This is a genomic window from Rhodococcus oryzae, from assembly GCF_005049235.1.
Classification (GTDB): domain Bacteria; phylum Actinomycetota; class Actinomycetes; order Mycobacteriales; family Mycobacteriaceae; genus Rhodococcus_G; species Rhodococcus_G oryzae.
Map to the genome: position 1 here is coordinate 45,726 of NZ_SUMD01000003.1, position 25,496 is coordinate 71,221.

At 69.3% G+C, this 25,496-nt stretch carries 26 protein-coding genes; 14 read left to right on the forward strand and 12 right to left on the reverse strand.

Annotated features, from left to right (window positions below):
- The first annotated feature begins 144 nt into the window (after positions 1–144).
- Entirely contained in the window at positions 145–2,697 is a 2,553-nt protein-coding gene (gene clpB / locus FCG67_RS06365; protein WP_136908232.1) for an ATP-dependent chaperone ClpB, read from the forward strand.
- Between the two features lie 192 nt (positions 2,698–2,889).
- Here the strand turns inward: clpB and FCG67_RS06370 are convergent, their stop codons facing one another.
- Together FCG67_RS06370 and FCG67_RS06375 are read right to left on the reverse strand one after the other, a co-directional pair.
- On the reverse strand, positions 2,890–3,567 hold the full coding sequence (locus FCG67_RS06370; protein ID WP_136908234.1) for an MspA family porin: 678 nt from the start codon (positions 3,565–3,567) through the stop codon (positions 2,890–2,892).
- Positions 3,568–3,664: 97 nt separating this feature from the next.
- Positions 3,665–4,336: an MspA family porin gene (locus FCG67_RS06375; protein ID WP_136908236.1), complete on the reverse strand. Its 672-nt coding sequence runs from the start codon at positions 4,334–4,336 to the stop codon at positions 3,665–3,667.
- A gap of 306 nt (positions 4,337–4,642) precedes the next feature.
- Here FCG67_RS06375 and FCG67_RS06380 point away from each other — a divergent pair, with 306 nt between their 5' ends.
- From FCG67_RS06380 to pyrE, 5 genes are all read left to right on the forward strand, one after another.
- Entirely contained in the window at positions 4,643–5,380 is a 738-nt protein-coding gene (locus FCG67_RS06380) for a FadR/GntR family transcriptional regulator (protein WP_169310459.1), read from the forward strand.
- A 110-nt stretch (positions 5,381–5,490) separates the two neighbouring features.
- Positions 5,491–6,447, forward strand: coding sequence for a DUF5666 domain-containing protein (locus FCG67_RS06385; protein ID WP_136908238.1), 957 nt, complete (start codon positions 5,491–5,493; stop codon positions 6,445–6,447).
- Between the two features lie 81 nt (positions 6,448–6,528).
- Positions 6,529–7,335, forward strand: a complete 807-nt coding sequence (locus FCG67_RS06390; RefSeq protein ID WP_246044906.1) for a type III secretion system chaperone family protein — start codon at positions 6,529–6,531, stop codon at positions 7,333–7,335.
- A 136-nt stretch (positions 7,336–7,471) separates the two neighbouring features.
- Positions 7,472–8,104 carry a LemA family protein gene (locus tag FCG67_RS06395; protein ID WP_169310460.1) on the forward strand — a complete coding sequence of 211 codons (633 nt, stop codon included), beginning with the start codon at positions 7,472–7,474 and terminating at the stop codon, positions 8,102–8,104.
- A gap of 47 nt (positions 8,105–8,151) precedes the next feature.
- Positions 8,152–8,682, forward strand: coding sequence for an orotate phosphoribosyltransferase (pyrE, locus tag FCG67_RS06400; RefSeq protein ID WP_072752564.1), 531 nt, complete (start codon positions 8,152–8,154; stop codon positions 8,680–8,682).
- Between the two features lie 9 nt (positions 8,683–8,691).
- Here the strand turns inward: pyrE and FCG67_RS06405 are convergent, their stop codons facing one another.
- From FCG67_RS06405 to FCG67_RS06415, 3 genes are all read right to left on the reverse strand, one after another.
- Complete coding sequence (locus tag FCG67_RS06405) at positions 8,692–9,531, reverse strand: DUF5602 domain-containing protein (protein ID WP_136908242.1); 840 nt, start codon at positions 9,529–9,531, stop codon at positions 8,692–8,694.
- A gap of 84 nt (positions 9,532–9,615) precedes the next feature.
- On the reverse strand, positions 9,616–10,869 hold the full coding sequence (locus FCG67_RS06410; protein WP_136908244.1) for an MFS transporter: 1,254 nt from the start codon (positions 10,867–10,869) through the stop codon (positions 9,616–9,618).
- 28 nt (positions 10,870–10,897) lie between these two features.
- Positions 10,898–11,350 carry a MarR family winged helix-turn-helix transcriptional regulator gene (locus FCG67_RS06415; protein ID WP_136908246.1) on the reverse strand — a complete coding sequence of 151 codons (453 nt, stop codon included), beginning with the start codon at positions 11,348–11,350 and terminating at the stop codon, positions 10,898–10,900.
- 122 nt (positions 11,351–11,472) lie between these two features.
- On the opposite strand from FCG67_RS06415, the gene galT reads away from it, so the two are divergent.
- Positions 11,473–12,591, forward strand: coding sequence for a galactose-1-phosphate uridylyltransferase (gene galT / locus FCG67_RS06420; RefSeq protein WP_136908248.1), 1,119 nt, complete (start codon positions 11,473–11,475; stop codon positions 12,589–12,591).
- Positions 12,588–13,772, forward strand: a complete 1,185-nt coding sequence (gene galK / locus FCG67_RS06425; protein ID WP_136908250.1) for a galactokinase — start codon at positions 12,588–12,590, stop codon at positions 13,770–13,772. Before galT ends, galK begins: the two co-directional genes overlap by 4 nt.
- Before the next feature lie 79 nt (positions 13,773–13,851).
- On the opposite strand, the gene FCG67_RS06430 is transcribed toward galK, so the two are convergent.
- From FCG67_RS06430 to FCG67_RS06445, 4 genes are all read right to left on the reverse strand, one after another.
- The gene (locus FCG67_RS06430) at positions 13,852–14,370 is read right to left on the reverse strand and encodes a hypothetical protein (RefSeq protein WP_136908252.1); all 519 of its coding nucleotides are present in this window, start codon (positions 14,368–14,370) and stop codon (positions 13,852–13,854) included.
- A 159-nt stretch (positions 14,371–14,529) separates the two neighbouring features.
- Entirely contained in the window at positions 14,530–15,147 is a 618-nt protein-coding gene (locus tag FCG67_RS06435) for an FHA domain-containing protein (RefSeq protein ID WP_136908254.1), read from the reverse strand.
- A 97-nt stretch (positions 15,148–15,244) separates the two neighbouring features.
- Positions 15,245–15,844, reverse strand: coding sequence for a phosphoribosylanthranilate isomerase (locus FCG67_RS06440; protein ID WP_136908256.1), 600 nt, complete (start codon positions 15,842–15,844; stop codon positions 15,245–15,247).
- A 76-nt stretch (positions 15,845–15,920) separates the two neighbouring features.
- The gene (locus tag FCG67_RS06445; RefSeq protein WP_136908258.1) at positions 15,921–16,835 is read right to left on the reverse strand and encodes an esterase/lipase family protein; all 915 of its coding nucleotides are present in this window, start codon (positions 16,833–16,835) and stop codon (positions 15,921–15,923) included.
- Between the two features lie 223 nt (positions 16,836–17,058).
- On the opposite strand from FCG67_RS06445, the gene FCG67_RS06450 reads away from it, so the two are divergent.
- A complete protein-coding gene (locus tag FCG67_RS06450) occupies positions 17,059–17,763 on the forward strand; it encodes a lysoplasmalogenase (protein ID WP_136908260.1) in 705 nt (234 codons plus the stop codon).
- 29 nt (positions 17,764–17,792) lie between these two features.
- Here the strand turns inward: FCG67_RS06450 and FCG67_RS06455 are convergent, their stop codons facing one another.
- Positions 17,793–18,239: a DUF4175 domain-containing protein gene (locus tag FCG67_RS06455; protein WP_136908262.1), complete on the reverse strand. Its 447-nt coding sequence runs from the start codon at positions 18,237–18,239 to the stop codon at positions 17,793–17,795.
- Between the two features lie 47 nt (positions 18,240–18,286).
- Here FCG67_RS06455 and FCG67_RS06460 point away from each other — a divergent pair, with 47 nt between their 5' ends.
- The 4 genes from FCG67_RS06460 to FCG67_RS06475 all read left to right on the forward strand — a co-directional run bounded on the left by FCG67_RS06460 (position 18,287) and on the right by FCG67_RS06475 (position 21,618).
- A complete protein-coding gene (locus FCG67_RS06460) occupies positions 18,287–19,075 on the forward strand; it encodes an SDR family oxidoreductase (RefSeq protein WP_136908264.1) in 789 nt (262 codons plus the stop codon).
- Positions 19,076–19,173: 98 nt separating this feature from the next.
- Positions 19,174–19,782: a hypothetical protein gene (locus FCG67_RS06465; protein ID WP_425467801.1), complete on the forward strand. Its 609-nt coding sequence runs from the start codon at positions 19,174–19,176 to the stop codon at positions 19,780–19,782.
- A gap of 17 nt (positions 19,783–19,799) precedes the next feature.
- Positions 19,800–20,462 (forward strand): TrmH family RNA methyltransferase, encoded by a 663-nt coding sequence (locus tag FCG67_RS06470; RefSeq protein ID WP_097210051.1) that lies wholly within the window; start codon positions 19,800–19,802, stop codon positions 20,460–20,462.
- A 34-nt stretch (positions 20,463–20,496) separates the two neighbouring features.
- The gene (locus tag FCG67_RS06475) at positions 20,497–21,618 is read left to right on the forward strand and encodes a glycoside hydrolase family 76 protein (RefSeq protein WP_136908268.1); all 1,122 of its coding nucleotides are present in this window, start codon (positions 20,497–20,499) and stop codon (positions 21,616–21,618) included.
- 10 nt (positions 21,619–21,628) lie between these two features.
- Here the strand turns inward: FCG67_RS06475 and FCG67_RS06480 are convergent, their stop codons facing one another.
- On the reverse strand, positions 21,629–23,452 hold the full coding sequence (locus tag FCG67_RS06480) for a glycoside hydrolase family 15 protein (protein WP_246044907.1): 1,824 nt from the start codon (positions 23,450–23,452) through the stop codon (positions 21,629–21,631).
- A 146-nt stretch (positions 23,453–23,598) separates the two neighbouring features.
- Here FCG67_RS06480 and FCG67_RS06485 point away from each other — a divergent pair, with 146 nt between their 5' ends.
- Positions 23,599–24,744, forward strand: coding sequence for a GTP-binding protein (locus tag FCG67_RS06485; RefSeq protein WP_136908272.1), 1,146 nt, complete (start codon positions 23,599–23,601; stop codon positions 24,742–24,744).
- Positions 24,745–24,752: 8 nt separating this feature from the next.
- Here FCG67_RS06485 and FCG67_RS06490 read toward each other — a convergent pair whose 3' ends face one another.
- Complete coding sequence (locus FCG67_RS06490; RefSeq protein WP_136908274.1) at positions 24,753–25,472, reverse strand: antibiotic biosynthesis monooxygenase; 720 nt, start codon at positions 25,470–25,472, stop codon at positions 24,753–24,755.
- Positions 25,473–25,496 lie beyond the last annotated feature (24 nt).

Below are 25,496 nucleotides of genomic sequence, written 5' to 3' on the forward strand. Positions count from 1 at the left end.
GATTCTCAAACTTGAGCGGAACAGACTCAACCTTCCGGGCGTTGGAACATGTGACAACGCCGATTGGCCCTGCATAGGCTCGACAGTGACGTCCCCGTCGCTGCGCTTGCAGGTGACGACCTATGTCTTCCGAAGGGGTGACCAGTGGACTCGTTTTCTCCGACCACCAAGACTCAGGCGGCACTGACCGCCGCTTTGCAGTCTGCTTCCGCCGCGGGCAACCCGGACATCCGTCCGGCGCACCTGCTCGCCGCGCTGCTCGACCAGACCGACGGCATCGCCGCCCCGCTGCTCAAGGCGGTGGGCGTCGACCCGACCGGCGTGCACCGCGAGGCCCAGGCGATGGTGGACCGGTTGCCACAGACGACCGGCGCGACCACCACGCCTCAGCTCGGCCGCGAGGCGCTCGCCGCGCTCACCGCCGCCCAGCACCTGGCCACCGAGCTCGACGACGAGTACGTCTCCACCGAGCACGTTCTGGTCGGGTTGGCCTCCGGGGACTCCGACGTCGCGAAACTCCTTGTCGGGCACGGGGCCACCCCGCAGGCGCTGCGCGAGGCCTTCACCGCCGTGCGCGGTAGCGCGCGCGTGACCAGCCCCGACCCCGAGGGCACCTACCAGGCGCTGGAGAAGTACAGCACCGACCTCACCGAGGCCGCGCGCGCAGGCAAGCTCGACCCGGTGATCGGCCGGGATACCGAGATCCGGCGCGTCGTACAGGTTCTCAGCCGTCGCACCAAGAACAACCCGGTGCTCATCGGCGAGCCCGGCGTCGGCAAGACGGCGATCGTCGAGGGTCTCGCCCAGCGCATCGTGGCGGGCGACGTCCCGGAGTCGTTGCGCGGCAAGACCGTCGTCTCCCTCGACCTCGGTTCGATGGTCGCGGGCGCCAAGTTCCGCGGCGAGTTCGAGGAGCGGCTCAAGGCCGTCCTCGACGACATCAAGAACTCGGCCGGTCAGGTGATCACCTTCATCGACGAGCTGCACACGATCGTCGGCGCGGGCGCGACCGGCGAGTCCGCCATGGACGCAGGCAACATGATCAAGCCGATGCTCGCCCGCGGCGAGCTGCGGATGGTCGGCGCCACCACCCTCGAGGAGTACCGCAAGTACATCGAGAAGGACGCCGCCCTGGAGCGCCGCTTCCAGCAGGTGCTGGTCGGGGAGCCGTCGGTGGAGGACACCGTCGGCATCCTGCGCGGCCTGAAGGAGCGCTACGAGGTGCACCACGGCGTGCGCATCACCGACTCGGCTCTCGTTGCGGCCGCGACACTCTCGGACCGCTACATCACCTCCCGGTTCCTGCCGGACAAGGCGATCGACCTGGTCGACGAGGCGGCGTCGCGGCTGCGCATGGAGATCGACTCCCGGCCCGTCGAGATCGACGAGGTCGAGCGCACGGTGCGGCGGCTCGAGATCGAGGAGATGGCGCTCGAGAAGGAGACCGACGAGGCGTCCAAGGCCCGGCTGGTCAAGCTGCGCCAGGAACTCGCCGACGACCGCGAGAAGCTGGGCCAGCTGAGCACCAGGTGGCAGAACGAGAAGCAGGCCATCGATTCCGTCCGCGAGATCAAGGAACAGCTCGAAGCGCTTCGCGGCGAGTCGGATCGGGCCGAGCGGGACGGCGACCTGGGCAAGGCGGCCGAGCTGCGGTACGGCCGGATCCCGGAGCTGGAGCGCAAGCTCGAGGCCGCGGTCGAGGCGTCCGGCGGCGCCAGCGACGGCGACGTGATGCTCAAGGAGGAGGTCGGGCCCGACGACGTCGCCGATGTCGTGTCCGCGTGGACCGGTATCCCGGCGGGCCGGATGATGGAGGGCGAGACCGCCAAGCTGCTCCGGATGGAGTCGGAGCTGGGCAAGCGGGTTGTCGGACAGGACGAAGCGGTGATCGCGGTCTCCGATGCCGTCCGTCGTGCACGGGCCGGGGTCGCCGACCCGAACCGGCCGACCGGCTCGTTCCTGTTCCTCGGCCCGACCGGCGTCGGCAAGACCGAGCTGGCGAAGGCGTTGGCGGACTTCCTGTTCGACGACGAGCGTGCGATGGTCCGGATCGACATGTCCGAGTACAGCGAGAAGCACTCGGTGGCGCGGCTGGTCGGTGCGCCTCCGGGGTACGTCGGCTACGACCAGGGCGGTCAGCTCACCGAGGCGGTCCGCAGGCGGCCGTACACGGTGGTGCTGTTCGACGAGGTCGAGAAGGCGCACCCGGACGTGTTCGACATCCTGCTGGCGGTGCTCGACGAGGGGCGCCTGACGGACGGTCAGGGCCGGACGGTCGACTTCCGCAACACCATCCTGATCCTCACCTCGAACCTGGGCGCCGGTGGCACCAGGGAGCAGGTGATGGACGCGGTGCGGCACGCGTTCAAGCCGGAATTCATCAACCGGCTCGACGACGTGGTGATCTTCGATCCGCTCTCGGAGCAGCAGCTGGAGTCGATCGTCGACATCCAGCTCGGGCAGCTGGCGAAGCGGCTCGCGGCGCGCAGGTTGAGCCTGGAGGTGTCGGGGCCAGCGAAGGAATGGCTGGCGCACCGCGGATACGACCCGCTGTACGGGGCGCGGCCGCTACGCCGGTTGATCCAGCAGGCGATCGGCGACCAGCTCGCGAAGCTGTTGCTGGCCGGGGAGATTCACGATGGCGACACGGTGCCGGTGAACGTCTCGATCGACGGTGATTCGCTGGTCCTGGGGTAGGTGTGTGACACACGACTGTGCGCGAGGTTCGAAGAGGAACCTCGCGCACAGTCGCGTTGTGGCCGGGTCGTGGAGCCGCGATTCATGGGCCGGGGGGCAGACCAGGAGCCGCGGCGCCGTCGAGCTCGGCGCCACCCGGGCTCGGTCGCGTGAGGGGCGCTGCCGAGTGGACCGGGTGCGTTCGTGGGTGGGTCAGCCGATGCTGAAGGGCTGTCCCCACAGGGTGACGTTGCTGGTCACGCTGGCGGTGCTGACGGTGACCTTCACGTAGGAGCGGGCCTGCGCATAGCCGGCGCAGCCCTCGACACCGATGGTGGAGTCGGCCCAGGTGACGCTGCCGCTCTTGCCCTTGAAGCTGTTGGCTCCGGTGTGCAACTCGCCACCGAAGTCGTCGGCCTTCTCCAGATCGAGGAGCTTGACGTTCTTCGCCTGGCCGGGAGCGATGGACAGGTTGCCCGCGCTCTTGGCGGTCTGCTTGACGCTCTCACCGTCCCAGCCCGAGGACATTCCGGTGTCGGCGCCGCCCTTGCCGCCGAGGGTGAGCTGGCAGGCGACGACGTAGCCGGGCTCGATCCGCCCGCCCTCGGCGCCTGCGCCGGACAGTTCGACCTTGGTGGAACCGGAGACCCACACGTTGCGGTGCAGGGGGGTCGAGCCCATCGACGGGGAGATGTTGGCGGTCTCGCCGGTTCGGCTGACGGTGACGACGGTGCCGTCGACGAGGGTCTCGGTGATCGAGCCGTCGGGCAGCGGGACGAAGGTGTCGGCGTTCGCCGCGCCCGCGGAGAAGAAGCCGAGGGCGATGGCGGCGACGCTGCCGGCACTCGCGATCTTGAGCCCGCGACGCAGGCCGATGGTGTTGACGTTCATGAATTCCCCTCTGAGGGTTCAGGTATCGAGTTCAGGCGTGGACTGTGCGCGATCGGCCCCCGGGCGGGGGACCCATCGCGCACGGGCGGCGTAGCCGCTATCCGATGCTGAAGGGCTGGCCGTACAGGGTGGTCTTGGAGTAGTTGTCGCCGACGATCTCGACCACCGTGTAGGAACGGGCCTGGGCGAACCCGCCGCAGTTCTGGATCTCGAGCTGGGTGTCCTGGTACTGCACGGCGTACTTGCCGTTCTTCTTGATGTCCTTGCCCGCGACACCGACGAACTTGACCTGACCGGCGGAGACCGGGACGGTCAGCGAACCCGAGATCGAGGGGCCGGAGAGGTCGATGCCTGCGCCGATGGAGCCGCCGAGGCCGGTGATGTCGACCTGGCAGCCCACGATGTAGCCGGTGCTGATCCGCGAAACACCGTGCGTGGACGAGTTGTTGGTGCCCTTGTCGTTGGTGGCACCGTTGAACGGCCCCACCTCGCCTTCCTTGGTGATGCCGGTGACGTCCGCGGTGACGGTGCCCGAGACCCAGGCGGTGCGGCCTGCGCCGTTGGCGGCCAGCGACGGGGAGATCAGGGCACTCTCGCCGGTGCGGGAGACGACCGCTCCCGGTCCGGCCTTCTGCCCGTCGGGCAGCGGCACGAAGGTGTCGGCGTGTGCCGCACCCGTCGACATCAGGCCGATCGCCAGGGCCGCGGCGGCGCCTGCGCCTGCCATACGGGCGCCACGGCGCAGGCCGGACTTGCGGATCTCGCTCATTCGTTCCCCTCTAGAGGTGGTCAGTGGTGGTCGGAAGCGGTGCACGGACCGGAGGGCTGGTCAGATCGTGAGCCATGCTTCCGAACGCTGCGCCCAAGAAACTATCCGCATCATTCGATTGAATGCAATGGACCACACCGAGACAGAAATGAGACTCATCTCACACTGCGCGGTCGAGCCGGGCGAGGCTCGTACTGTGCAGGACAGGTGTCCAGATTGACCCCCATATCCTGCGAATCATCTGTAGGATTCGGCGCCTGGGGGTCGTACGGAAGTGCCGGTTGTGCAGGGGGCGGAGTGATAGTGATGGACAGGGCGGATCGTCCGCAGAAAACGGCGATGATCATCGCCAGGCGGATCATTGCGGACATCGAGCGAGAGGGCCTGCGGCCCGGTGACCGGTTGCCGCCGGAGCGGGTGATGCTCGAGCAGTATCAGGTCGGCAGGGGCACGCTGCGCGAGTCGCTGCGATATCTCGAGCTCTCCGGTGCGCTCTCGATCAAGCCCGGTCCTGGCGGGGGTCCGACGGTGCAGAAGCCCGACGGCTCCCATCTGATGACCGGCCTCGGTCTGTTGCTGCAGTTCGAGGAGTCGCCCTTCGGCACGATCGTCGAGGCGCGCGTCGGCCTCGAGCCGTTGATGGCGCGGATGGCGGCCGAGCACCGAACCGAGGAGCATCGTCGTGTCCTCGCCGAGTCGGTTCGTGCGATGGAGGAGCATCTCGACGATCTCGATGTGTTCCTCGCGGCGAACCGCCGATTCCACAACACCATCGCGTGGGCGTCGGGGAACGCGCTGTTCGGCTATCTGGTCGACGCCATGGACGGAGTCTTCGTCGGGGCTGGGGTCGGGGTTGCGTATTCGGAGCAGCTGCGGTCAAGGGTGCTCGCGGACGACGTCGCGATTCTGACGGCGATCGCAGAGGGCGACCCGGACGCGGCCGAGGGGGCGATGCGGGCGCATGTCGCGCAGTGGACGGCCTACCTGCGGGACAACTTCCCCGGCGAGCTGTCGCGGCCGATCGCCTGGAATGTGATGCGGTAGCCACCGGCGTCTTCAGCGCGGTCTCAGGTTCCGCCTCTATCCTGACGGGTCGGACTGAATTGACCAGCGGCGGGACCCACGATCGCCCGCGCAGAGAGCAGGCCCGAGACATGAACAACACGGACGATCCGCGCACACCGCAGGAGCGAACCGGTGACGGTACCGAGCCGTTCGACGCCGGCCCCGACCCCACCGCGGAGTGGGCTCCGGCGGCCGAGGGCGCGGCTCCGGACCAACCGACCGAGGTCTGGGCCCGCGGCGCCGATCAGCCGACGCAGCAGTTCGACCGATCGGCCGGGCCGGTGACGCCGCAATACACCACGGACCCGCACCAGGCCTACGGTCAGGTCCCGCCGAATGCGACGCAGGCGTATCCGACGTATCAGGGGTATGACCCGAATCAGCCGCCGAATGCGACGCAGGCGTACCCGACGTATCAGGGGTATGACCCGAATCAGCCGCCGAGCGCGACGCAGGCGTACCCGACGTACCAGGGGTACGATCCGAATCAGCCACCGACGCCACCGCCGACCGGCGCGTCCCCCTACCTCGAGGGTGATCAGAAGAAGGGGCCCAGCAAGGGCGTGCTGGCGGTCGCGCTGGTCGTGGCGGGGCTGCTGCTCCTGGCGGTCGTCGGTCTCGGCGTGATGTTGATCGGCGGCGGCGGCGCGGACTCCCCGAGCAGCGCCTCGGCCCCGGCGACGAGCACCCTGCCCCGGGCCACCACCGCGCCGCCGCGGACCTCCGAACCGCCGGCCACCAGCGCCCCGGACCTGTCGCAGATCCCGGGCGGTGTCGGCGAGGCGATCGGCGCGGCCGGTGCGGCCGTCGGGACCATCACCTCCAACGACGGATCCACGCTGATCCTCGACGGAATCGGCGGTTCCGCGGTCACGGTCGTCACCAACGGGTCCACCAAGATCATCTCGCTCAGCGGCGCGAAGGTCGGCGACCTCAAGCCCGGTGACACCGTCGTGGTCCAGGGCGAGAAGGGCGATGACGGGTCCGTCCTCGCCAAGGTGATCGTGAACACCACGCTCCCGGATCTCGGGAACTTCGGGAACTGACGGCGGATCCGGCAGATGATTTCGGTCCCCGTGCGAGCCGAGTGCCGCGCGGGGACCGTTCAGTCGATATTGTGACTGGCGATGACGCTTATCTGGTTCGGACTCTCAGCGATCGCGCTCGTGGGCGCGATCGTGCTCCTGTCCATCGATCGCAGCAGGCGCGACCAGTTCGGTCGCGTCCGGCAGATCTGGGCGAAGGCGCAGGGCTACACCTACAACGAGTCGGATGAGCACCTGCCGTCGCGTTGGCACCGGGCCGCGCTGGCCAAGCAGGAGTACCTCGGGGCCGTCGACGTGGTGCACGGCATCCGGCGTGGCGAGAACTTCGTGCTGTTCGACGTCGAGGAGACGACGACGATCGTCGCGGTCCAGCGCACCGTCGGGTCCGACGTCGACATCGATCTCCGGCTCCGGTCGACGCCGCCGCCGAAGGATGCGGACATGAACCTGCTCGGCTCGATCGGGCCGCGGGTGGTGTTCGCCACCGACCTGGAGATCGCCCGACGGGTCTGTGATCAGCGCATGGTGCACTTCACCGAGTCGGTTCCGCCGCATGTGCAGATGCTGTGGAGCGAGGGGGAGTGGACGCTCGGTTCGCTGCCGGTCACCAGCAACGGCCGGGAGTGGGACGCCGCGATCGACGCGGTGGCCCGGCTCTCCGGCATCCTGCACGTGCTGCCCCCCGTTCTCGACTCGGAGCCGGAGGCTCCGCCGGTCGCCGCCCCCGCCCCCCGCGAGCTGCCGGACTGGGAGCGCTCGCCGTACTCGGCGCCGGGTGCGGACGACTACGCGGCGCCGAACGTTGTCCCGCTGGCGCGCAATGTAAATCACGATCCGGGACGTCCGTACCCGCACGAGGGTGACGTCGACCAGGACCCGCGCGGCTGAATAAGGCCCGGCGTACGTCCGGTGGGTGGACCCGGTGTGCGAGCGCCCCGGGGTGTGAGTAGATTGCACGCCTGTGACTCTTGTGACGGTTGTGGCGGTCGTTGCTGTTGTTCTTCTTGTGACGTGGGCGGTGTCCGTGATTCGACGCTTGCGTCGATTCGAGGGAAACCTCACCGCGAGCCGGGGCCTACTCGATGTGGAACTCAAACGACGGTGCGATCAGGCACCTGAGCTGATCGCCGCTGCCCGGGCGGCGGCGATGCCGTCCGAGATCCTGGCCCCGCTGGTCGGTGCTCGGTCGCTGGCCGTCGCGCTGCGCGAGCAGGGCATGAGCCTCGGCGAGCAGGCAGGCTCCGAGAACGCGCTGTCGGTCGCGTTGCACCGGCTGATGTTCGAGGTGGAGTGCAATCCGAATGTCAAGCACGACTGGGCGATTCAGCGCCCCGCGCTCGAGCTCAAGGTGACCGAGCAGCGGATCATCGGAGCGGCCCGGGTCTACAACGACAGTGCCACCGCGGTGAACCGGCTGGTGCGTTCGGTTCCCGCAGGGGTCGTCGCCCGGCTGGTGGGCGGGCAGCAGGTACCGCTGTTCGAGGCGACGGTCGTCGAGTTGCCGATCGGTCCCGACGTGGCCGCGGAGGCGCATGCCCTGCACGACGTCGCTCCGCTGGCTCCCCTCCATGACGAGGTTGTTTCGCCTGCGCCCCTCCATGACGACACGGTCGCCCCCTCGGGCCGGGATGCGGGAGTTCCCGGCGCACTGCTCTAGCCGACTACGCTGGGCGTCGAAAACTGGACGCGAAGAGGAGCGGTCGAATGACGGAGAAGGCGGAGCTCGCAGGGCTCGTACGCGAGCTGGCTGTGGTGCACGGAAAGGTGACCCTGTCCTCGGGCAAGGAAGCCGACTACTACGTGGACCTGCGTCGCGCGACGCTGCACCACCGTGCCGCACCGCTGATCGGGAAGCTGCTGCGCGAGCTCGTCGCGGACTGGGACTTCGATTCCGTCGGAGGCCTGACCATGGGCGCGGACCCGGTCGCCATGGCCGTCATGCACGCCGAGGGCCGGCCGATCGACGCCTTTGTGGTGCGCAAGGCGGCCAAGGCGCACGGCATGCAGCGCCAGATCGAGGGCCCCGACGTGGTGGGGAAGCGGGTGCTGGTCGTCGAGGACACCACCACTACCGGTAACTCGCCGCTCACCGCCGTGCGCGCGCTGCGCGAGGCAGGCGCGATCGTCGTCGGCGTGGCGACCGTGGTGGACCGCGCGACCGGCGCCGACGCCGTCATCGCCGCGGAGGGCGTGGAATACCGATCGCTACTCGGCCTCGAGGACCTGGGCCTCTAGCGCGCTTCCTCATGACGCCTGGCACAGCACCATGCCGCCCATCGTGATGACGTACTCGTCCGCGGTGTCGTCGAACGTGACGGCGACGGTGGTGGGGTAGTAGCCGCTGCGCTGATAGGCCTGTGGCTGCTTGATGCTCCGCACGGTGTTCGGCTTGGTCAACATCCACTCGCGGGTCACCATCGGTTCCATGAAGGTGTAGTCGCCGTCCCAGGTTCCATTGAGGAATGCCAGCGTGAACTGGTAGGGGCCCGGGATCACCCCGTCGGCGACATCGAACCAGTGCACCCCCATCGCGGGCGACGCCTGCGGCACGAGCTTCGGCCCGAGCATCGGGAAGTAGTCCGGCGGGAGATAGCGCGGGTCCGGTAGGCGCAAGCCCTTCGCCTCGAAATCCGGACTCGCCGGATCGATCTCGGCGACCGCGGCCTTGTCGGCCATGTAGAAATGCGTGTCGAAATGCGGCTTGTCGAACATGCCGCTCGGGCCGTGGCCGTGGTCGTTCCAGTCGAGGGTGGTGTGATCGAAGACCGTAGCCGCGGCCTCGTCGGGCAGGTCGAGTTCGAAGGTCGCCACGTCGTCGTGGGTCGCGGGCAGGCCGTCCATCGCGCCCTCGGACAGCCGCATGCCCACTTCGGTGGGATTGCCCGCGGCGTCGAGGGTGACGAAGCTGTGGGCGGTCCCATCGCCGACCCGAACCGTCGGGCCGTCGAACACGCCAGGGCCGTCGGGCGCGCCTGCTCCAACGGCGGCGGGCTGGTCCACCGGCGCGTGGGTACCCCCGGCCATGGTCAGCGTCGCACACGCGACGATCAGTCCGGCGGACAGGAACCGGTGGCGTGGACGCATCGTGCACCTCGGCTTCCGTGGTGATTCGCGTACCCGTCGATGCTAGTGCCGATGCCCCGGGGTGGCGGCCCGTTTCGGTGTCGCCTAGTCCGAACCGGCGGTGATGGCCGCGGCCTCGTCGAGGCTGTGCGGGGCCGGGTCGTGGTCGTCGACGTGCGCGAGCACCCTGCGCCCGGTGGACAGCACCGCGATGGCGGCGGCCGTGCAGAGCGCACCGACCCAGAAGGGCAGGTGCACGTTGCTCTCGCCGAGCTTGCCCGCCACCCACGGCGCGGCGGCGCCGCCGACGAACCTGACGAAGCTGTACGCGGCGGACGCGGTGGAGCGCTCGACCGGCGCGGAGATCATCACGGTCTCGGTGATCAGGGTGTTGTTCACCCCGAGGAACAGGCCTGCCAGGACCACGCAGACGATCAGGACGGTCTTGTTCTCGGTGAACAACGCCATCACCGCGAGGTCGACCGCGAACAGGGCGAGAGCGAGCATCATCATCGGCAGCGTGCCGAACGCCCGCTGCAACCGCGGCGCCAGGAACACCGACGAGATCGCGAGCATCAGGCCCCAGCCGAAGAATATGAAACCGATTGCGTAGGTGCCCATGTCGAGCGGGAACGGGGTGTACGCGAGCAGGGTGAAGAAGCCGTAGTTGTACAGCAGCGAGGTGATCGCGACGGTGAGCAGGCCCCGGTGCCGCAGCGCGAGGAACGGGGCGGACAATGAGGTCCGGCCCGACTTCGGTGCGGGCGTGGCGGGCAGCATCACCACGATCAGGATGAAGGCGACGGCCATCAATGCGGCGACGCCGAAGAAGGGGGCGCGCCAGCTGACGCTGCCGAGAACGCCGCCGACCAACGGCCCCACCGCGATACCGATGCCGAGCGCAGCCTCGTACAGGATGATCGCTTTCGCGACGCCGCCGCTGGCCGCGCCGACGATCGTCGCCAGCGCGGTCGCGATGAACAGCGCGTTGCCCAGGCCCCAGCCGGCGCGGAATCCGACGATCTGTCCGACCGTGCCCGACATTCCGGCCAGCGCGGCGAACACCACGATGATCGCCAGGCCCCAGAGCAGCGTCTTCTTCGGGCCGATCCGGCTCGACACCACGCCGGTGATCAGCATGGCGACACCGGTCACGAGCATGTATGAGGTGAACAGCAGCGACACCTGCGAGGGGGTCGCGTCGAGTTGCTCACCGATCGGTTTGAGGATCGGGTCCACAAGGCCGATGCCCATAAAGGCGATGACGCTCGCGAACGCGACCGCCCAGACCGCCTTCGGTTGCTGCAGGATGCTCTTGCTCTCGGTGCCGGCGCTGGTGGCCGTGTCGGTGACTGTCACGGGCTCTTCCTCTGTGTCGCTGGTTCTTCTATCGCTGTGTTGACGCCTTGATGGCGGCCCGAAGGTCGGCCAGGCTCTGCGAAAGTCGTTCGATCTGTTCGGGTTCGAGGTCGCCGAGGTGGGCGGCGAGTGCAGTGCCGATCTCGGCGCGGGCTTCGCCGAGCCATCGGCGCCCGGCCTCGGTCATCTCGACCACCACTGCCCGCGAGTCCGCGGGGTCGCGGTGCCTGCGGGCCAGCCCGGCATCGGTGATCTGCTTGAGCAGGGCGGTGGCCGTCGGCTGTGAGCAGCGATCGATCCGGGCGAACTCGCTGATGCGGAGCTCGCCGTACTCGTCGAGGTGCGAGAGCGCCCGCATCCAGGCTCGTGGCCGGTCGTCGGTCGCGATGGAGGAGGCGAGTCGGGTGAATCGCGACGTGTTGGTCACCAGCTCCGCGAGGACCTCGCGGAGCCGGCGCTCAGCCGGGTGTTCGGATGCCATGGATAGATATTATTGCATAGGCAAACTATATATGTGAACCTTGTGGTCCGACAGGCCGGTGAGGCGCGTGGGGCACAATCTGTGCGGCGGCCAACACGGGTGAAGGGCGGGGACGAGATCCGATGACGATCCGGAGGACGGCGACGGCGCTCGCCGACGGCCGAGAGCTGATCTACTTCGACGACTCGGAGCCATACGTGAGCGGGACGGTGACCCGGCAACTACACGACACCAGGGACCTGTCGCCGATCCGGGTGGAGTCGACAATGCGCTACGACGTGCTCTCCGGCGAGTGGGTGACGATGGCCGCGCACCGGATGGATCGGACCTTCCTGCCCGCGGCCGATGCGTGCCCGCTGTGTCCGAGCGGCCCCGGCCGTGCGTCGACGGAGATCCCCGCCGACGACTACGACGTCGCCGTCTTCGAGAACAGATTTCCGTCCCTGGCGACCGCCGCGGTGGCGCCGCCGACCGACCACGTCGACGACGAGCCACTGTGGCCGCAACGGGCCGCGGCCGGCCGTTGCGAGGTCGTCTGCTTCACCAGCGACCACGGCCGCAGCTTTGCGGAGCTGCCGGTGGGCCGGGTGCGCACGGTGCTCGGCGCGCTGGCCGACCGGACCAGGGAGCTGTCGGCGTTGCCTGGCATCGAGCAGGTCTTTTGCTTCGAGAACCGGGGCGAGGAGATCGGCGTGACGTTGGCGCACCCGCACGGCCAGATCTACGCGTACCCGATGCTGCCCGCGAACACCGGCGCGCTGCTGCGGCAGTCCGAGCGGCACCTGGCGCGGACCGGGCGATCGCTGCTGCGCGACGTGCTTGACGCGGAGCGGCGTGCGGGCAGCCGGGTAGTGCTCGAGGGCGAGCACTGGACGGCCTACGTGCCCGCCGCCGCGCGGTGGCCGGTGGAGCTGCACCTCGCGCCGCACCGGGACGTCCCCGATCTGGCCGCGTTGGAGGCGGCCGAGCTGGACGAGCTGGCACACGTCTACCTCGACATCCTGGGTCGCCTGGATCGGTTCTTCGAAGGGGTGGAACGGCTTCCGTACATCGCGGGGTGGCATCAGGCGCCGGTCGGGGAGCAACGCGCGCTGGGCAGGCTGCATTTGCAGCTGTTCTCGTTGATGCGGTCCCCGCACCGGATGAAGTTCCTCGCGGGTTCGGAGTCGGGGATGGGGGCCTGGGTCAGCGACACCACGCCGGAGCGGATCGCGGCGCGCTTTCGGGAGATCGCGCCGTGAGCGAATGGGTGGAGTCCGCGTCGGATTCCGCGTTGGCCGCTTCCGTCATCGATCGGTTCCGGGACCAGTTCGGCACGGACCCGGAGGGCGTGTGGGCGGCGCCGGGGCGGGTGAACCTCATCGGCGAGCACGTCGACTATGCGCAGGGCCTGTCGCTGCCGATCGCGTTGCCGCACAGCACGGTCGTCGCGGTCGGGCGCCGGCGCGACGGGATGCTGCGGTGTGGGTCCGGCCTGGGTGCCTGGACCGGACGGGTCGACGAGATCGCACCGGGTAACCCGCCGGACTGGGCGGCATACCTCGCGGGGGTGGTGTGGGCGATGCGGCGAGACGGACTGCTGGACAGTGATTTCGGCGGCGCGGACGTGGCGGTCGAGTCCTCGGTGCCGATCGGTGCGGGCCTCTCCAGTTCGGCCGCACTCGAATGCGCGCTGGCGCTCGCCCTGGCAGACCTGTCCGGGGCGCCGACCGACGACGCAGGCCGCGCCGCGCTGGCGGCGTGCTGCGTGCGGGCGGAGAACGACATCGCACTGGCCCCCACCGGCGGCATGGATCAGGCGGTCTCATTGCGCGCCAAGGACGGACACGCGCTGCTCGTCGATTCGCGCGACGGCGGCGTCACCCCGGTGCCGTTCGAGCTGGCGGGGGAGGGGCTGGCGCTGCTGGTGATCGACACCCGCGCCCCGCACCGGTTGGTCGACGGCCAGTACGCGCAGCGCCGGGCATCGGTGGAGGAGGCGGCCGCCACGCTCGGCGCCTCCCTGCGTGAGGTGGCCGACGTGTCCGCCCTGAGCGACCCGGTGTTGCGGGGCCGTGCCCGGCACGTCGTCTCGGAGATCGGCCGGGTGCGGGAGGTGTTGTCCCTCATGGGTTCCGGTCGCTACCGCGAGCTCGGCCCGTTGCTGACGGCGTCGCATGTTTCGTTGCGCGACGACTACGAGGTGTCCTGCCCGGAGCTGGACTGCGCGGTGGACTCGTCTCTCGCGGCGGGTGCGTTCGGATCCCGGATGACCGGCGGGGGCTTCGGCGGATCGGCCATCGCGCTGATCGATGCCGGTGCGGCGGAGCGCGTGGCGGCCGAGGTGATGGCTGCCGCGCGGTCCCGAGGGCTCACCGAACCGCGCTTCCTGGAGCTGCTGGCCTGCGCTGGTCCGGCCCGTCACGTGTCGCTCACAAGCTGAACGGGGGCTCGGAGGTCGGTTCGCGTGAAACCTGACCGCCGAACCCCCGCTCAGTGAGTGTTCAGTGGGTGCCCGCGGATCAGGGGATGATCGCGTACGCCGAAACCGGCACCGACCACTGCGGCCGGAGCTCGTTGAAATAGGGGTTGACGTAGGCCGCCTGGATGGAGAGTGCGGCAACGCCGGGACCGGGGTTGATCTCGGTCCGGACCGACTCGCCGGGGCGCTCGCCGAAGTTGAGGTCGACGGTCTTGACCTGGCCCGCCCACACGCCTAAGTTCCACGCGATGTCGGCCTTGATGTGGCAGACCGGGTTGGCGGCCCACTCCGGGCCGACCCCGTGCATGCCGCGCGAGGTGAGCACCACCGTGGCGAGCCCCGGTCGGGCCGGATCGGTCTCGACGAGGGTGTCGATGACGCCGTTGCAGAACGCGTTCTGCCCGAGCACGGGAAGCAGCGGTCCGGTGAAGAACGTGTGCAGGATGGGTGCCGGTGCCGGTGCGGGCGCGGCCGAGGCCGGACCGGCAAGGCCGACCACGGCGGCCGCGGCGACGGTGCCCGCCCCGATCGCGCGCACGGCAAAGTTACGAATACTCATGTGAATCCCCCGTTGTGTGATGTGTCATTCCCCCGGCCGTGGCCCCGGCGTCGAAGCGCCAGCGGGTCGGCCGAGGACATGTTCTCACAGACCACGGCACTGAAACCAACCGCACAGTCTGTGCGCGACGGTCGGGCGGCCACGTCGCGGGGCGGGTTCTCAGAGATCCCGGTCGGTGACGACGCCGCTCTGCAGAGCGCGTTCGGCGAGCTTCGCCCGCTTCCGATTCTGTGGCAGATCCTCCACGCCGAACTTCGCGAACAGCGTCCGCAGATGGGTCTTCACCGTCTCGACGCTGACGAACAGTTGTTCCGCGATCTGCTGGTTGGAGGCCGGCTTACAGGCCGCGGCCCTGCCCTTGAAGGGCCGGCAGAGCTCGATCACGATCGCCTGCTGGGCGGGCGTCAACGCGGTGCGGGTGGGCATGGCGTCGGCGATTCCGGCCGAGTCACCACTCGGGGCTGTGTCGAGGAAGGTCAGCACCGAGGATCCGATCCCGATGCTGTCGCCCGCCTGTAGGCGCCTGCGCCCGCTCAGCCGCTCGCCGTTGACGAATGTGCCGGTGCGGGAGAGCCCGTCGTCGACGATGGTCCAGTGGGTGCCCGTCCACTCGATCGCCGCATGGAGGAGGGCGACGTCGTGGTCCGAGGCAAACCCGATATCGGCGTCCCGAGCTCGCCCCACGGTCACCCGGGGCGATTCCTCGACCAATGCGAGTTCGCGATGAATCCCGTCGTCGTCGGTGTAGCTGAGACGGGGCCCATCCAGTCGGCTCACGGCCACCCCAATGCGCGCCTCGGTGGGCACTGACACAAATGCCCCTGACCGTCCAGTCTAGTTCCGATCGCCCTCGGGTCGGCCGGAGAAGTGGGCGCTAACCGCGGCCGCGCACCACGGTCACGAAGGCCGCCATCAGTTCCGGATCCTTGACACCGCGACTCGACTCGATGCCGCTGGAGACGTCGACGCCCCAGGCGCCGCTGGCGTCAAGCGCTTGCGCGACATTGTCGGGGTCGAGCCCGCCGGCGAGGATCCACCGACCGCTCGGCAGCAGGGACCGGTCCTGCCAGTCCCAGGTGACGCCCGCCCCGGCGACGGCACCGTCGACGAGCAGGAGGTCCTCGCCGAAACCGGTCGCCGGATCGCCCGAGCTCCCGGTGTTCAGCGCCCGCACGACCCGGAGTCCGGCGTCGTGCAGGGCCGCGACCTCGTCGGCCGAGCGCAGATCGTGCACCTGCACGACGTCGATTCCGGCGGTCCTCGCTGCGGAGACGATATCGGCGATCCCGATCCCGGTGAACACCCCGATGGCGAGGACGTCCTCCGGAACACGCTTCCTGAGCTGTGCGGCCGCCTCCGGGGTCACCTGGCGTGGGCTCCGCGCGAAGACGAACCCCACCGCGTCGACGCCGAGCTGCACGGCGCGGTCCACCGTGGCCTCGTCACGCAGGCCACACATCTTGATGAATGTCATTGAGATCGCCGATCCTCCATGTGCTCGTCCCACGAGGATAGGGGCCGGCCGAGGGAGCTCGGTCATCGCTCAGGTGTCACCGATAGAGCTGATCCACGATCCAGCTCGCCGTGCTCGGGTTCGATCGAAGGCTCGAGTGGTCCACAGCGGGGCCGCCAGGGAAGGCGTCTTCGAAGAAGACGTTGGTGACGCCGGGCTCGGTGATGAAGGAACACGTGCCGGGCGGCGTCGCGACCTGATCGTTCTTCGTCGCCATCACGGCATAGCTGACGCCGGGTTGGGCGATGGGCCCGTCCATGAGAGTCCGATAGATCTCGGATACCGGCGTCAGTTGGAGCGCCGACGCCATCCCGGGAATCAGCGTTGCCAGCGCCGGTGCGAGGAAGGGCAGCGCCTCCAGCACCTGCACCGGGGTGACCGGCAAGTCCTTGATTCCGTACTGGGCCAGGAAGCCCGCGCCGTCGCAGCCGCGGGCCTCCGGCGCGAGCAGCACCATGTCGTGCACATCCGGCGCGCCGCCGAGCACCTTGACGAAGTAGTTCGCGACGACGGAGCCCGCCGAGTGGGCGACGATATCGACCTGGGGTGCCCCGGTGGTGTCCTTGACCTTCTCGACGAACTGCGCCAGCTGGCGGGCCGCGGCGGCCATGTCTCCCGCCCAACGTCGGCCGTCGACGACCCCGCCCTGGAACACCAGGGTGCAGGCGCCCTGTTGCCGCAGCGCCGAGACGACCACCTCCCACTGGGACGCCGTCTCCGAGGTGGTGCCGTCCGCTCCGGGCAGAACAAGCACGGGACGGGGCCTGGCGCTGCTGGGTCGGCAATCGATCGCGGGCTCGACCACTGTTCCCGCCGGGGGAGCCGGAGCCGCCGAGCCGGTGTCGGGCGCTGCGGTGGCCGGCGACGCCGCTATCGCGAGCACCCCCGCGAGCGCTAGGCCGAGGACCCCCAGCCGCGCCGACATCGATCGGGCACCATGCGTGATCGCCATCTGTGAACCCCCCTGTGAGCCGAGCCGACCGGCGAAACCCGATCGTGATCAAGGCCTTCGATCACATGGCAACAGACCCCGCGATCGCCGTCAAGGCGAACCGCCGGTGCCGGGCGGGCTCATTCGCCGGCCCGATGTCGCCCGGGTGCCGCCGCCGCTCCGATCCCGATCGAGCACCCGATACGCTCGAGCGACACGTCAACCGTCACCGAAAGAGGTAGAGATGCGGCTCGAGCATGCGGTGTTCCTCGGCGCGACCGGAGCCACCGTGCTCGGCGCGGTCATCGGGAACGAACGGCTGCAGCAGATCGCCAAGCCGCTGATCGCGCCGTCCCTCGCGGTCCGGGTCCTGCGCAAGCGCTCCGACACCGACGCCGCCGACACCGCGCTGCTCGTCGGCGGTCTCGCCGCCGCGACCGTCGGCGACGTCTTCATGATCGACCCGGACAACGATGCCCGGCTGGTGCGCGGGGCGTCGTCATTCGCCGTCATGCAGGCCAGCTACACGACGCTGTTGCTGCGCCGCGGGGCACGCCCCACCCTGCCCGCCGCGGTCCCGCGGAAGCTGGGCTGGCTCGGTGCGGCCGGGCTGCTGCGGGCCAGGGCTCGCACGGTCTCCACCCCGCTCACCGCCTACGGTGCGGCGCTGGCCACGACGTCCACGCTCTCGGCCGACCCGGCACTCGCCCCCGGTGCCACCACGACCGCGGGTATGGCGCTGCCGAACGCGGACCGGCGGAGCTGGCTCGGGCTCGGCGGGCTGCTGTTCACCGGCTCGGATGGCCTGATCGTGGTGCGGCGACTGTTCGTGCGCTCGGAGTCGGGCCGCCGGGCCGCGGAGGGCGTGGTGCTGGCGAGCTACGCGGCCGCGCAGTTCCTCCTGGTCGAGGGCATGCTCGCGCTCGGGCGGAAGAACCGCACCAACTAGGGCCAAGGGCCGCCGAACCACCGGACCGATCAGGGGCAGAGCACGATCCGGTCCCGATTGTGGGGGTCGACCCGGATGGGCACCGTCCTGCCTGGCACGAATCGCTCGCGCATCGACGCGGGCACCTCGTAGACCACCCGGCCCGAATACGACTCTTCGCCCGGGACGGTGAGTGCGAGCCGCAGCTCGGTGAGTTGTCCGTGATCGGCGGTCTCGGCGAGCCGCTGCGTGCTCTCGATCTTGGCCCAGCCCTCCAGCCCCCGCCGCTCCAGCTTCCGGTCCGCCCTGGTCGGCCGGTCGGCCCACATCATCCCCAGCCCGAGCGCCGATCCGTACGCGGCCAGCAGCCCGCCGATCTGGTACGGCACGGTGCCCGGCGGCGTGTGCTGGACGAGCCAGCCCAGCCAGATCGCCATGACGATCAGGTAGCCGACGGTGATGGTCAGCACCGTGCGAACGATGCGCTCGTGAAACATCGGATCCTCCACTCCCCAGGGTAGGCGCACCGCCTACCCTGGCCGACATGGCGAAGCAGACAGTGGTCATCACCGGTGCGGCGGCCGGGATCGGCAGGGCGACCGCATTGGAGTTCGCGAGGGCCGGATATCTCGTCGGTGCCTTCGACATCGACGAGACCGGTCTCGCGGCCCTCGCGCGGGAGATCCGCGCGGGCGGCGGCGAGGTCTCGACCGGGCTGCTGGACGTCACCGACCCCGAGCAGTGGGATGCGCGGCTCGCCGAGTTCGCGGAGGTGGCCTCGCACCGCCTCGACATCCTGGTGAACAACGCTGGGGTGCTCTCCTCGGGCCGGTTCGAGGAGATGTCGCCCGCCGAGCATCGGCGGATGGTCGACATCAACGTCGGCGGCGTCGTGCTCGGCAGCCGGGCCGCCTTCCCCTACCTGCAGGCGACGCCCGGTTCGCAGCTGGTCAACCTGTGTTCGGCCTCGGCGATCTACGGCCAGCCCGAGCTCGCGACCTACAGCGCCACCAAGTTCGCCATCCGCGGCCTCACCGAGGCGCTGGAACTGGAGTGGCGGCGGCACCGCATTCGGGTGCTCGCCGTCTGGCCGCTGTTCGTGAACACCGCGATGACCGGGAACCTGGACATGCGCACCGCAGACTCCCTCGGCATCAAGCTGACCGCGATCGACGTCGCGAAGGTCGTCGTCAAGGCGACCAGGCGCTCGCACCGGATGCTGGCGAAGGTGCACTACCCGGTGGGTCGACAGGCGGGCGCGATGATGATGGCGTCGCGGTTCTCCCCGGCCTGGCTGACCAGGGAGATCAACCGGCGGATCAGCCACAGCTAGCGGGTCGCACGCCCCGGGACCCCGGCACCCGATCCCTTGCCCGCGGCGGCCTCGGACCATCGGCCACTAGAGTTCTGTGGCGACTGTCGAGGAAGGGTGTGCGTGTGCGTTCAGGTCGGGTTGTAGCAGCAGTATTCGGTGTCGCGGCGGTGTTCGGAGCGGCCGCCTGCGGCGCCTCCGAGGCCGGTCAGGCACCGCCGACCAGTCTCGCGGTGCCCACGACCACGGCCTCCGCGCCGACCACCACCCTCGCGCCGACGACCACCACCACCGTGCCTCCCACGACGACGACCACCACCGCCACCAGCGCACCGCCCTCGACCACCGCGGTCGAGTACGCGCGCAACGAGGCGGTCTACTTCAGCTCGCCGACGGGTGGCTTCGAGTGCGGCATCATCTCGCTGCCCACCCGGACCGAGGCCGGCTGCCAGGGGGCCACCACCCCGATCCCGGCCAGGCCGGAGAACTGCATGGTGAACTGGGGTAACGGAATAAGGGTGACGGGCAACGGCCCGGGGGAGTTCCTGTGCTCCGGCGGTCCCGTCTACACCTCCGGCGTCTCCGCGGCGGACTCCGTGCTCCCGGTCGGGGACAAGGTGAGCTCGTTCGGGTTCACCTGCAAATCCGAGGCGAAGGGCGTGACCTGCGTCAAGGAGGACACCGGGCACGGGTTCCGAATCGCGACCGACTCCAACGACACGTTCTGACAGATGCGGACACGGCGATGACCGACGACGAATCCGGCCCGACCGAGTGGGGAGAGCATCCCAACGGGGTGGGGCCATGGGACACCGAGCGGGACGGCCCGCTGCCGACCGATCCCCGATACGACCCGGAGCTGCTCGCGCTCGGTGACCGGCGCAATGTGGTGGACGCGTACCGGTACTGGACCCGCGAGGCGATCGTCGCGGACATCGACAGCAGGCGGCATCCGTTCCACGTCGCGATCGAGAACTTCGGCCACGACTCGAACATCGGCACCGTGGTCCGCACGGCCAACGCCTTCGCCGCGGCCTCGGTGCACATCGTCGGCAGGCGTCGCTGGAATCGCCGGGGGGCCATGGTGACCGACCGGTACCAGCACATCGTCCACCACCCCGACGTGGAGACGCTGTTCGAGTACGCGGCCCGCAGCGACCTGGCCGTGGTGGCGGTGGACAACACGCCGGGCTCGGTGCCACTGGAGACCGCGAGCCTGCCGCGCGAGTGCATCCTGCTGTTCGGACAGGAGGGCCCCGGCGTCACCGACCACGCGAAACGGTCGGCGGAGATGACCGTCTCGATCGCCCAGTTCGGATCCACCCGGAGCATCAACGCGGGGGTCGCCGCGGGTATCGCGATGCACGCGTGGATTCGCCAGCACGCCGACCTGGGGCGTGCCTGGTAGCGATTCGTCACATATATAGGCAAGATCGTTTGTTATGCAGCATCAGTGGGCCGAGCGCGCCGACGCCGCCGAGGAAGCGATGGTCTCCCGGCACGTGCGCCGGTTGTGGGCTCTGCCCGGCACCGCCCTCGGCGTGGTGGCCTGGCCGCCGGTGCGTCGCGAACGGCTCTTCTTCAGCTGGCACTACTGGTGGCAGGCGCACCTCCTCGACTGCGTCGTGGATGCGGCGCTGCGCGATCCGACCCCCAAGCGTCGCCGTCGCATCACGAAAATTGCTCGGGCGCATCGCGTCCGAAATATCGGCGGATGGACGAACAACTATTACGACGACATGGCCTGGCTCGGGATCGCACTCGAGCGTGCGCAGCGACTGCATCACCTCGACTATCGGAACGCCATCCAGGACCTGGAAACCCAGCTCTTCGATGCGTGGGCCCCTGACCAGGGCGGCGGCATCCCGTGGTGCAAGAGGTCCAACTTCTACAACACCCCGGCGAACGGTCCCGCGGCGATCATGCTGGCCCGGACCGGACGGCTCTGGCGGGCGCAGGCCATCGCGGACTGGATGGACGAGAAACTCCGGGACCCGTTCACGGGCCTGATGTTCGACGGCATCCGGACCGACGACGCGGAGTCCCCTGGGGAGCTCGACCGCGAGATCTACAGCTACTGCCAGGGCGTGGCGCTGGGCACCGAGGTCGAGCTCGCGGTGCGGCTCGGGGCGCCCCGGCACCGGCACCGGGTGCACGCGCTGGTCGAGGCCATCGACAAGCGGCTCACCGAGGACGGCCTGATCGTCGGCGGCGGGGGAGGGGACGGCGGCCTGTTCAACGGGATCCTCGCGCGCTACCTGGCGCTGGTCGCCGCCGAGCTGCCCGGCGATCGCGCGGCCGATGTGCGAGCCCGCCGGACCGCGGCGCAGATCGTGCTGGACTCCGCCGAGGTCGCATGGGAGAACCGACTCCAGGTCGAGGGACTGCCGCTCTTCGGGCGTGACTGGACGGCTCCGGCTCACCTGCCCGGTCTCGGCGACGGGATCGCCACCTTCACCGGCGGCACCGTACGGTCGTCCGACATCGCCGAGCGGGATTTCTCGGTGCAGCTCGGCGGATGGATGCTGATGGAGGCCGCGTACGTGGCATCGGGCGCGATCTAGGTCCCCGTCGTCAGCCCCCGGCCTTGATCACGCTGGTGACGGCGTCGATGAGCGCGAGGTGGGTGAAGGCCTGCGGGAAGTTACCCAGATGCCTTCCGCTGGAGGACTCGATCTCCTCGGCGTAGAGGTGCAGGGGGCTGGCGAAGGAGAGCAGCTTCTCGCACAGCATCCGGGCCCGGTCGACCTCGCCGATCATCGCGAGGGCGGACACCAGCCAGAACGAGCAGATCGTGAACGTGCCCTCCTCCCCCGAGAGGCCATCGTCCGTCTCCTCCGTCCGGTAGCGCAGTACGAGCCCGTCGGTGGTCAATTCGTCGGCGATCGCCAGCACCGTGGCGCGGACCCGATCATCTTCCGGGGGAAGGAAACCCATGATCGGGATCAGCAGGGCGGAGGCGTCGAGGGCGGTGGTGTCGTAGTGCTGCACGAACACCCCCCGGGCGTCGACCCCGTTGGCGCAGACGTCGGCATGGATCTCGTCGGCCGCCTGCCGCCATCTCTCCGCGAGCTCGCCCGCCCCGCGATCGGCGGCCATGGATGCGCCGCGGTCGGCCGCCACCCAGCACATGACCTTCGATGCGGTGAAGTGCCTGGGTTCGCCTCTGACCTCCCAGATGCCCCGGTCGGGCTTGCGGTAGACGTCGATCGCGCTGTCGACCAGCTGGGTGACCAGGGCCCATGCGGGAGGGCCGAGCTGACTGGCGTGCCTGACGTGGGTGGCGACCGACTCGATCAGCATCCCCCACATGTCGTGCTGGCGCTGGTTCCAGGCGCCGTTGCCGATCCGGACCGGGCTGGCGCCGTCATAGCCGGTCAGGTGGTCGAGGGTGTGCTCGGTCAGGTCCCGTTCGCCACCGAGTCCGTACATGATCTGCATCGGGCCGCTCGCCGCCGCGTCGATCAGGAACGCGAAGTACTCGAAGGCCACCCAGTCGTAGCCGAGTTCGAACAGGGCGTGCAGCATGAAGGCCGAGTCCCGCACCCACGTGTACCGGTAGTCCCAGTTTCGTTCGCCGCCAGGGGTTTCCGGAAGCGATGTGGTCGCAGCCGCCATCAGGGCGCCGGAGGGGGCGTACGTCAGGCCCTTGAGTGTGAGGGCGCTGCGCTCGAGGTACGGACGCCACCGATGGTCGGGGAAGTCGCCCTTCCTGATCCAGTCGCGCCACGCCCGGTCGGTGTTGTCGAGCAGCCCGGTGGCGTCTTCGACGTTGGTGACGGAAAGTCCGTTCCAGGAGAGCGCGACGAAAGCGGTGTCCCCTGCGGACAACTCGGTCCTGGTGCCCGCCCGCGCCGAGCCAAAGGTGAGCCGGAGGTTGCTCGTCAGCGTCAGCGTGAGTTCGCCTGCGGAGCAGGTCGCGCTCTCGTAGCCCTCGCCCGAGTAGGTCCACGTGCCGGTCGACCTGCCGTACTCGAAGAGCGGCATGCAATTGACGGTGATCTCGACGCTGCCCTCGATGCATTCCGCGGTGCGCAGCAACATGTCCTGAGCGACATGGTCCGCCGGTGGCCGCCGGTACTCGTCCGACCGGGTGGTGCCATTCCATGGGCCCATCACCAGAGCGTCGCGCACCACCAGGGTTCCCGTGGGCAGGCACCAGGTCGTCTCGAGGACCATCGATCCCGGTAGGTAGCGACGCTGCGAGGGCGTCAGGACGTGCGACGGGCCGAATCGGAAGGACCCCGCGGACCGGTCGAGGAGCGCGCCGAACACGCTGGGGGAGTCGGGTCGTGGGATGCACAGCCATTCCACCGAGCCGTCGGGGGCAACCAGGGCCGACGTCTGGCAGTCGGACAGGAATGCGAAGTCGGCGATCGGAGGGAACTCGGACATCATCGCCGCCCTTCGTCTGGTCCTGCGGGGTGCCTGTGCCCTGTGAAGGTACGCCGGGGCCCGGCGACTGTGCGTGATTTGTACCCCCATCGGGATGCCACTCGTGCACGGGTGGTGATGCCGCAAATGGGAACCATTATCATTAAGGGATGACTTCAGCCCCGACAAAGAAACTGCCCGTCACGGTCCTGTCCGGATTCCTCGGCGCGGGCAAGACCACCCTCCTCAACCATGTGCTCGCCAATCGTGACGGGCGCCGCGTCGCGGTGATCGTCAACGACATGAGCGAGATCAACATCGACGCCGCCCTGGTCGCCGGCCAGGGTCACCTCGACCGAACCGAGGAGAAGCTGGTCGAGCTGACCAACGGCTGCATCTGCTGCACACTGCGCGAGGACCTCATCGAGGCAGTCGGGGCGCTGGCTCGCGACGGTCGGTTCGACCAGCTGATCATCGAGTCGACCGGCATCTCCGAGCCGATGCCGGTCGCCGCGACCTTCGATTGGGAGTTCGAGGACGGGTTCAGCCTCGGTCAGGTCGCGCAGCTCGACACGATGGTCACCGTCGTCGACGCGTCGACCTTCCTCGGTGAGCTCACCCGTGGTCAGCGCCTCGCCGACCGCGGCGAGGTCGCCGGGGACGGCGACGAACGCACCATCTCCGACCTGCTCGTCGACCAGGTCGAGTTCGCCGATGTCCTGCTGCTCACCAAGACCGACCTCGTCAGCGAAAAGGGCGCCGGGACGGTGGAGGCAACACTGCGCAGGCTGAACCCGTCCGCGCGACTGCTGCGCACGGTGGCAGGCGTCGTCGACCTCGACGAGGTCCTCGAGACCGGCCTCTACGACCCCGAGCTCGCCGCTCGGGCCCCCGGCTGGGACGACGAGCTCGCCGGTGGGCACACCCCGGAGACCGAGGAGTACGGCATCCGCAGCGTCACCTACCGGGCCGACCGGCCGTTCCACCCCGCGCGCCTGGAGGTCGCGCTCGCCGAGCTGAAGGGGCTGCTGCGTAGCAAGGGGTTCTGCTGGATCGCCAGCAGGCCCGAGGTCGCGGCGATCTGGTCGCAGGCGGGACCGAACCTGACGATCGAGCCCGCGCAGCTGTGGTCGAGCGCCGAGGTGCCACCGGGGCAGGAGCTCGTGTTCATCGGTGTCCGTTTGGACGTGCACGCGCCGAAGCGGATCCTCGACACCGCCCTGCTGACCGACGGTGAGCTGGCCGCGGGCCCGAGGGCGTGGGTCGGCTACCAGGATCCGTTGCCCGCGTGGGAACTCGACGATCACGAGCACTGAGCCCCGGCTCACGCCCCCGCGGCGCCGCCGCTGAGGCTGAGCGCGGGCGTGTACCGCCTCATGCCGACACCGGTCACGCCGGGAAAGCTCTGCACCCGGTACCACTCGGGCGTCGCCGAGCCGATGCCCTCGCCCCCGGCGAGGGCATCGCTGTGCGCCTGCGCGCTCTCCCACTCGGCGTAGTTGAGCACCCGGGTCCCGTCGACGCTGACGTGGAAGTGTCCGGAGATCCCGCCCGGGGCCGGGGCCGGGTCGCTCTCCAGCGCCTCGAAGACGCCGTCCACCCAGGCGCGCTGCCGCGCCGGGTCGGGGCCGTCGAACCCGATGTCGATGACGATGATCGCGCCCGGTACCCGCCCCGCGTCCCCGGCGGAGCCGCTGCTCCGATACAGCTCGTACGTGTGCAGCCAGAGTCGCTCGATGTCGGGCACCGCGGCGTCGATCTCCGCGACAGTGTCGCTCCGCCCTCCCGACAGCCAGAACCGGTAGCTCTCCTCGTCGGCCCACTGCGAGTAGTGGAACAGCGTCCGGCCGTCGTTGCCGGTGTAGACGCTGTAGGAGAGCAGGTTCTCGTCGGGCCAGTCGCGCTTCTCCCAGGCCGCGGCGATCGCCGCTACGGCGGCCCGCTGTCGCTCGGGCGTGCCGACGTCCCAGGTGCTGGCCTTGACGATGCCGACACCGGATTGGGTGATCCTCGGCAGCGAATGGGGATTCCTGACGACGCTCATGGTTGATCTCCGGTCTCTCAGGGC

Excerpts from the sequence above, each read along its gene's own strand:
- pyrE (WP_072752564.1), top strand. The coding sequence starts at position 8,152 with ATGACGGAGAAGGCGGAGCTCGCAGGGCTCGTACGCGAGCTGGCTGTG.
- FCG67_RS06380 (WP_169310459.1), top strand. The coding sequence starts at position 4,643 with ATGGACAGGGCGGATCGTCCGCAGAAAACGGCGATGATCATCGCCAGG.
- FCG67_RS06445 (WP_136908258.1), bottom strand. The coding sequence starts at position 16,835 with ATGGCGATCACGCATGGTGCCCGATCGATGTCGGCGCGGCTGGGGGTC.
- FCG67_RS06485 (WP_136908272.1), top strand. The coding sequence starts at position 23,599 with ATGACTTCAGCCCCGACAAAGAAACTGCCCGTCACGGTCCTGTCCGGA.
- FCG67_RS06440 (WP_136908256.1), bottom strand. The coding sequence starts at position 15,844 with ATGACATTCATCAAGATGTGTGGCCTGCGTGACGAGGCCACGGTGGAC.
- galT (WP_136908248.1), top strand. The coding sequence starts at position 11,473 with ATGACGATCCGGAGGACGGCGACGGCGCTCGCCGACGGCCGAGAGCTG.
- FCG67_RS06415 (WP_136908246.1), bottom strand. The coding sequence starts at position 11,350 with ATGGCATCCGAACACCCGGCTGAGCGCCGGCTCCGCGAGGTCCTCGCG.
- FCG67_RS06375 (WP_136908236.1), bottom strand. The coding sequence starts at position 4,336 with ATGAGCGAGATCCGCAAGTCCGGCCTGCGCCGTGGCGCCCGTATGGCA.
- FCG67_RS06390 (WP_246044906.1), top strand. The coding sequence starts at position 6,529 with ATGACGCTTATCTGGTTCGGACTCTCAGCGATCGCGCTCGTGGGCGCG.
- FCG67_RS06490 (WP_136908274.1), bottom strand. The coding sequence starts at position 25,472 with ATGAGCGTCGTCAGGAATCCCCATTCGCTGCCGAGGATCACCCAATCC.
- FCG67_RS06480 (WP_246044907.1), bottom strand. The coding sequence starts at position 23,452 with ATGATGTCCGAGTTCCCTCCGATCGCCGACTTCGCATTCCTGTCCGAC.
- FCG67_RS06370 (WP_136908234.1), bottom strand. The coding sequence starts at position 3,567 with ATGAACGTCAACACCATCGGCCTGCGTCGCGGGCTCAAGATCGCGAGT.
- FCG67_RS06405 (WP_136908242.1), bottom strand. The coding sequence starts at position 9,531 with ATGCGTCCACGCCACCGGTTCCTGTCCGCCGGACTGATCGTCGCGTGT.
- FCG67_RS06430 (WP_136908252.1), bottom strand. The coding sequence starts at position 14,370 with ATGAGTATTCGTAACTTTGCCGTGCGCGCGATCGGGGCGGGCACCGTC.
- FCG67_RS06460 (WP_136908264.1), top strand. The coding sequence starts at position 18,287 with ATGGCGAAGCAGACAGTGGTCATCACCGGTGCGGCGGCCGGGATCGGC.
- FCG67_RS06455 (WP_136908262.1), bottom strand. The coding sequence starts at position 18,239 with ATGTTTCACGAGCGCATCGTTCGCACGGTGCTGACCATCACCGTCGGC.
- FCG67_RS06470 (WP_097210051.1), top strand. The coding sequence starts at position 19,800 with ATGACCGACGACGAATCCGGCCCGACCGAGTGGGGAGAGCATCCCAAC.
- FCG67_RS06475 (WP_136908268.1), top strand. The coding sequence starts at position 20,497 with ATGCAGCATCAGTGGGCCGAGCGCGCCGACGCCGCCGAGGAAGCGATG.
- FCG67_RS06385 (WP_136908238.1), top strand. The coding sequence starts at position 5,491 with ATGAACAACACGGACGATCCGCGCACACCGCAGGAGCGAACCGGTGAC.
- FCG67_RS06450 (WP_136908260.1), top strand. The coding sequence starts at position 17,059 with ATGCGGCTCGAGCATGCGGTGTTCCTCGGCGCGACCGGAGCCACCGTG.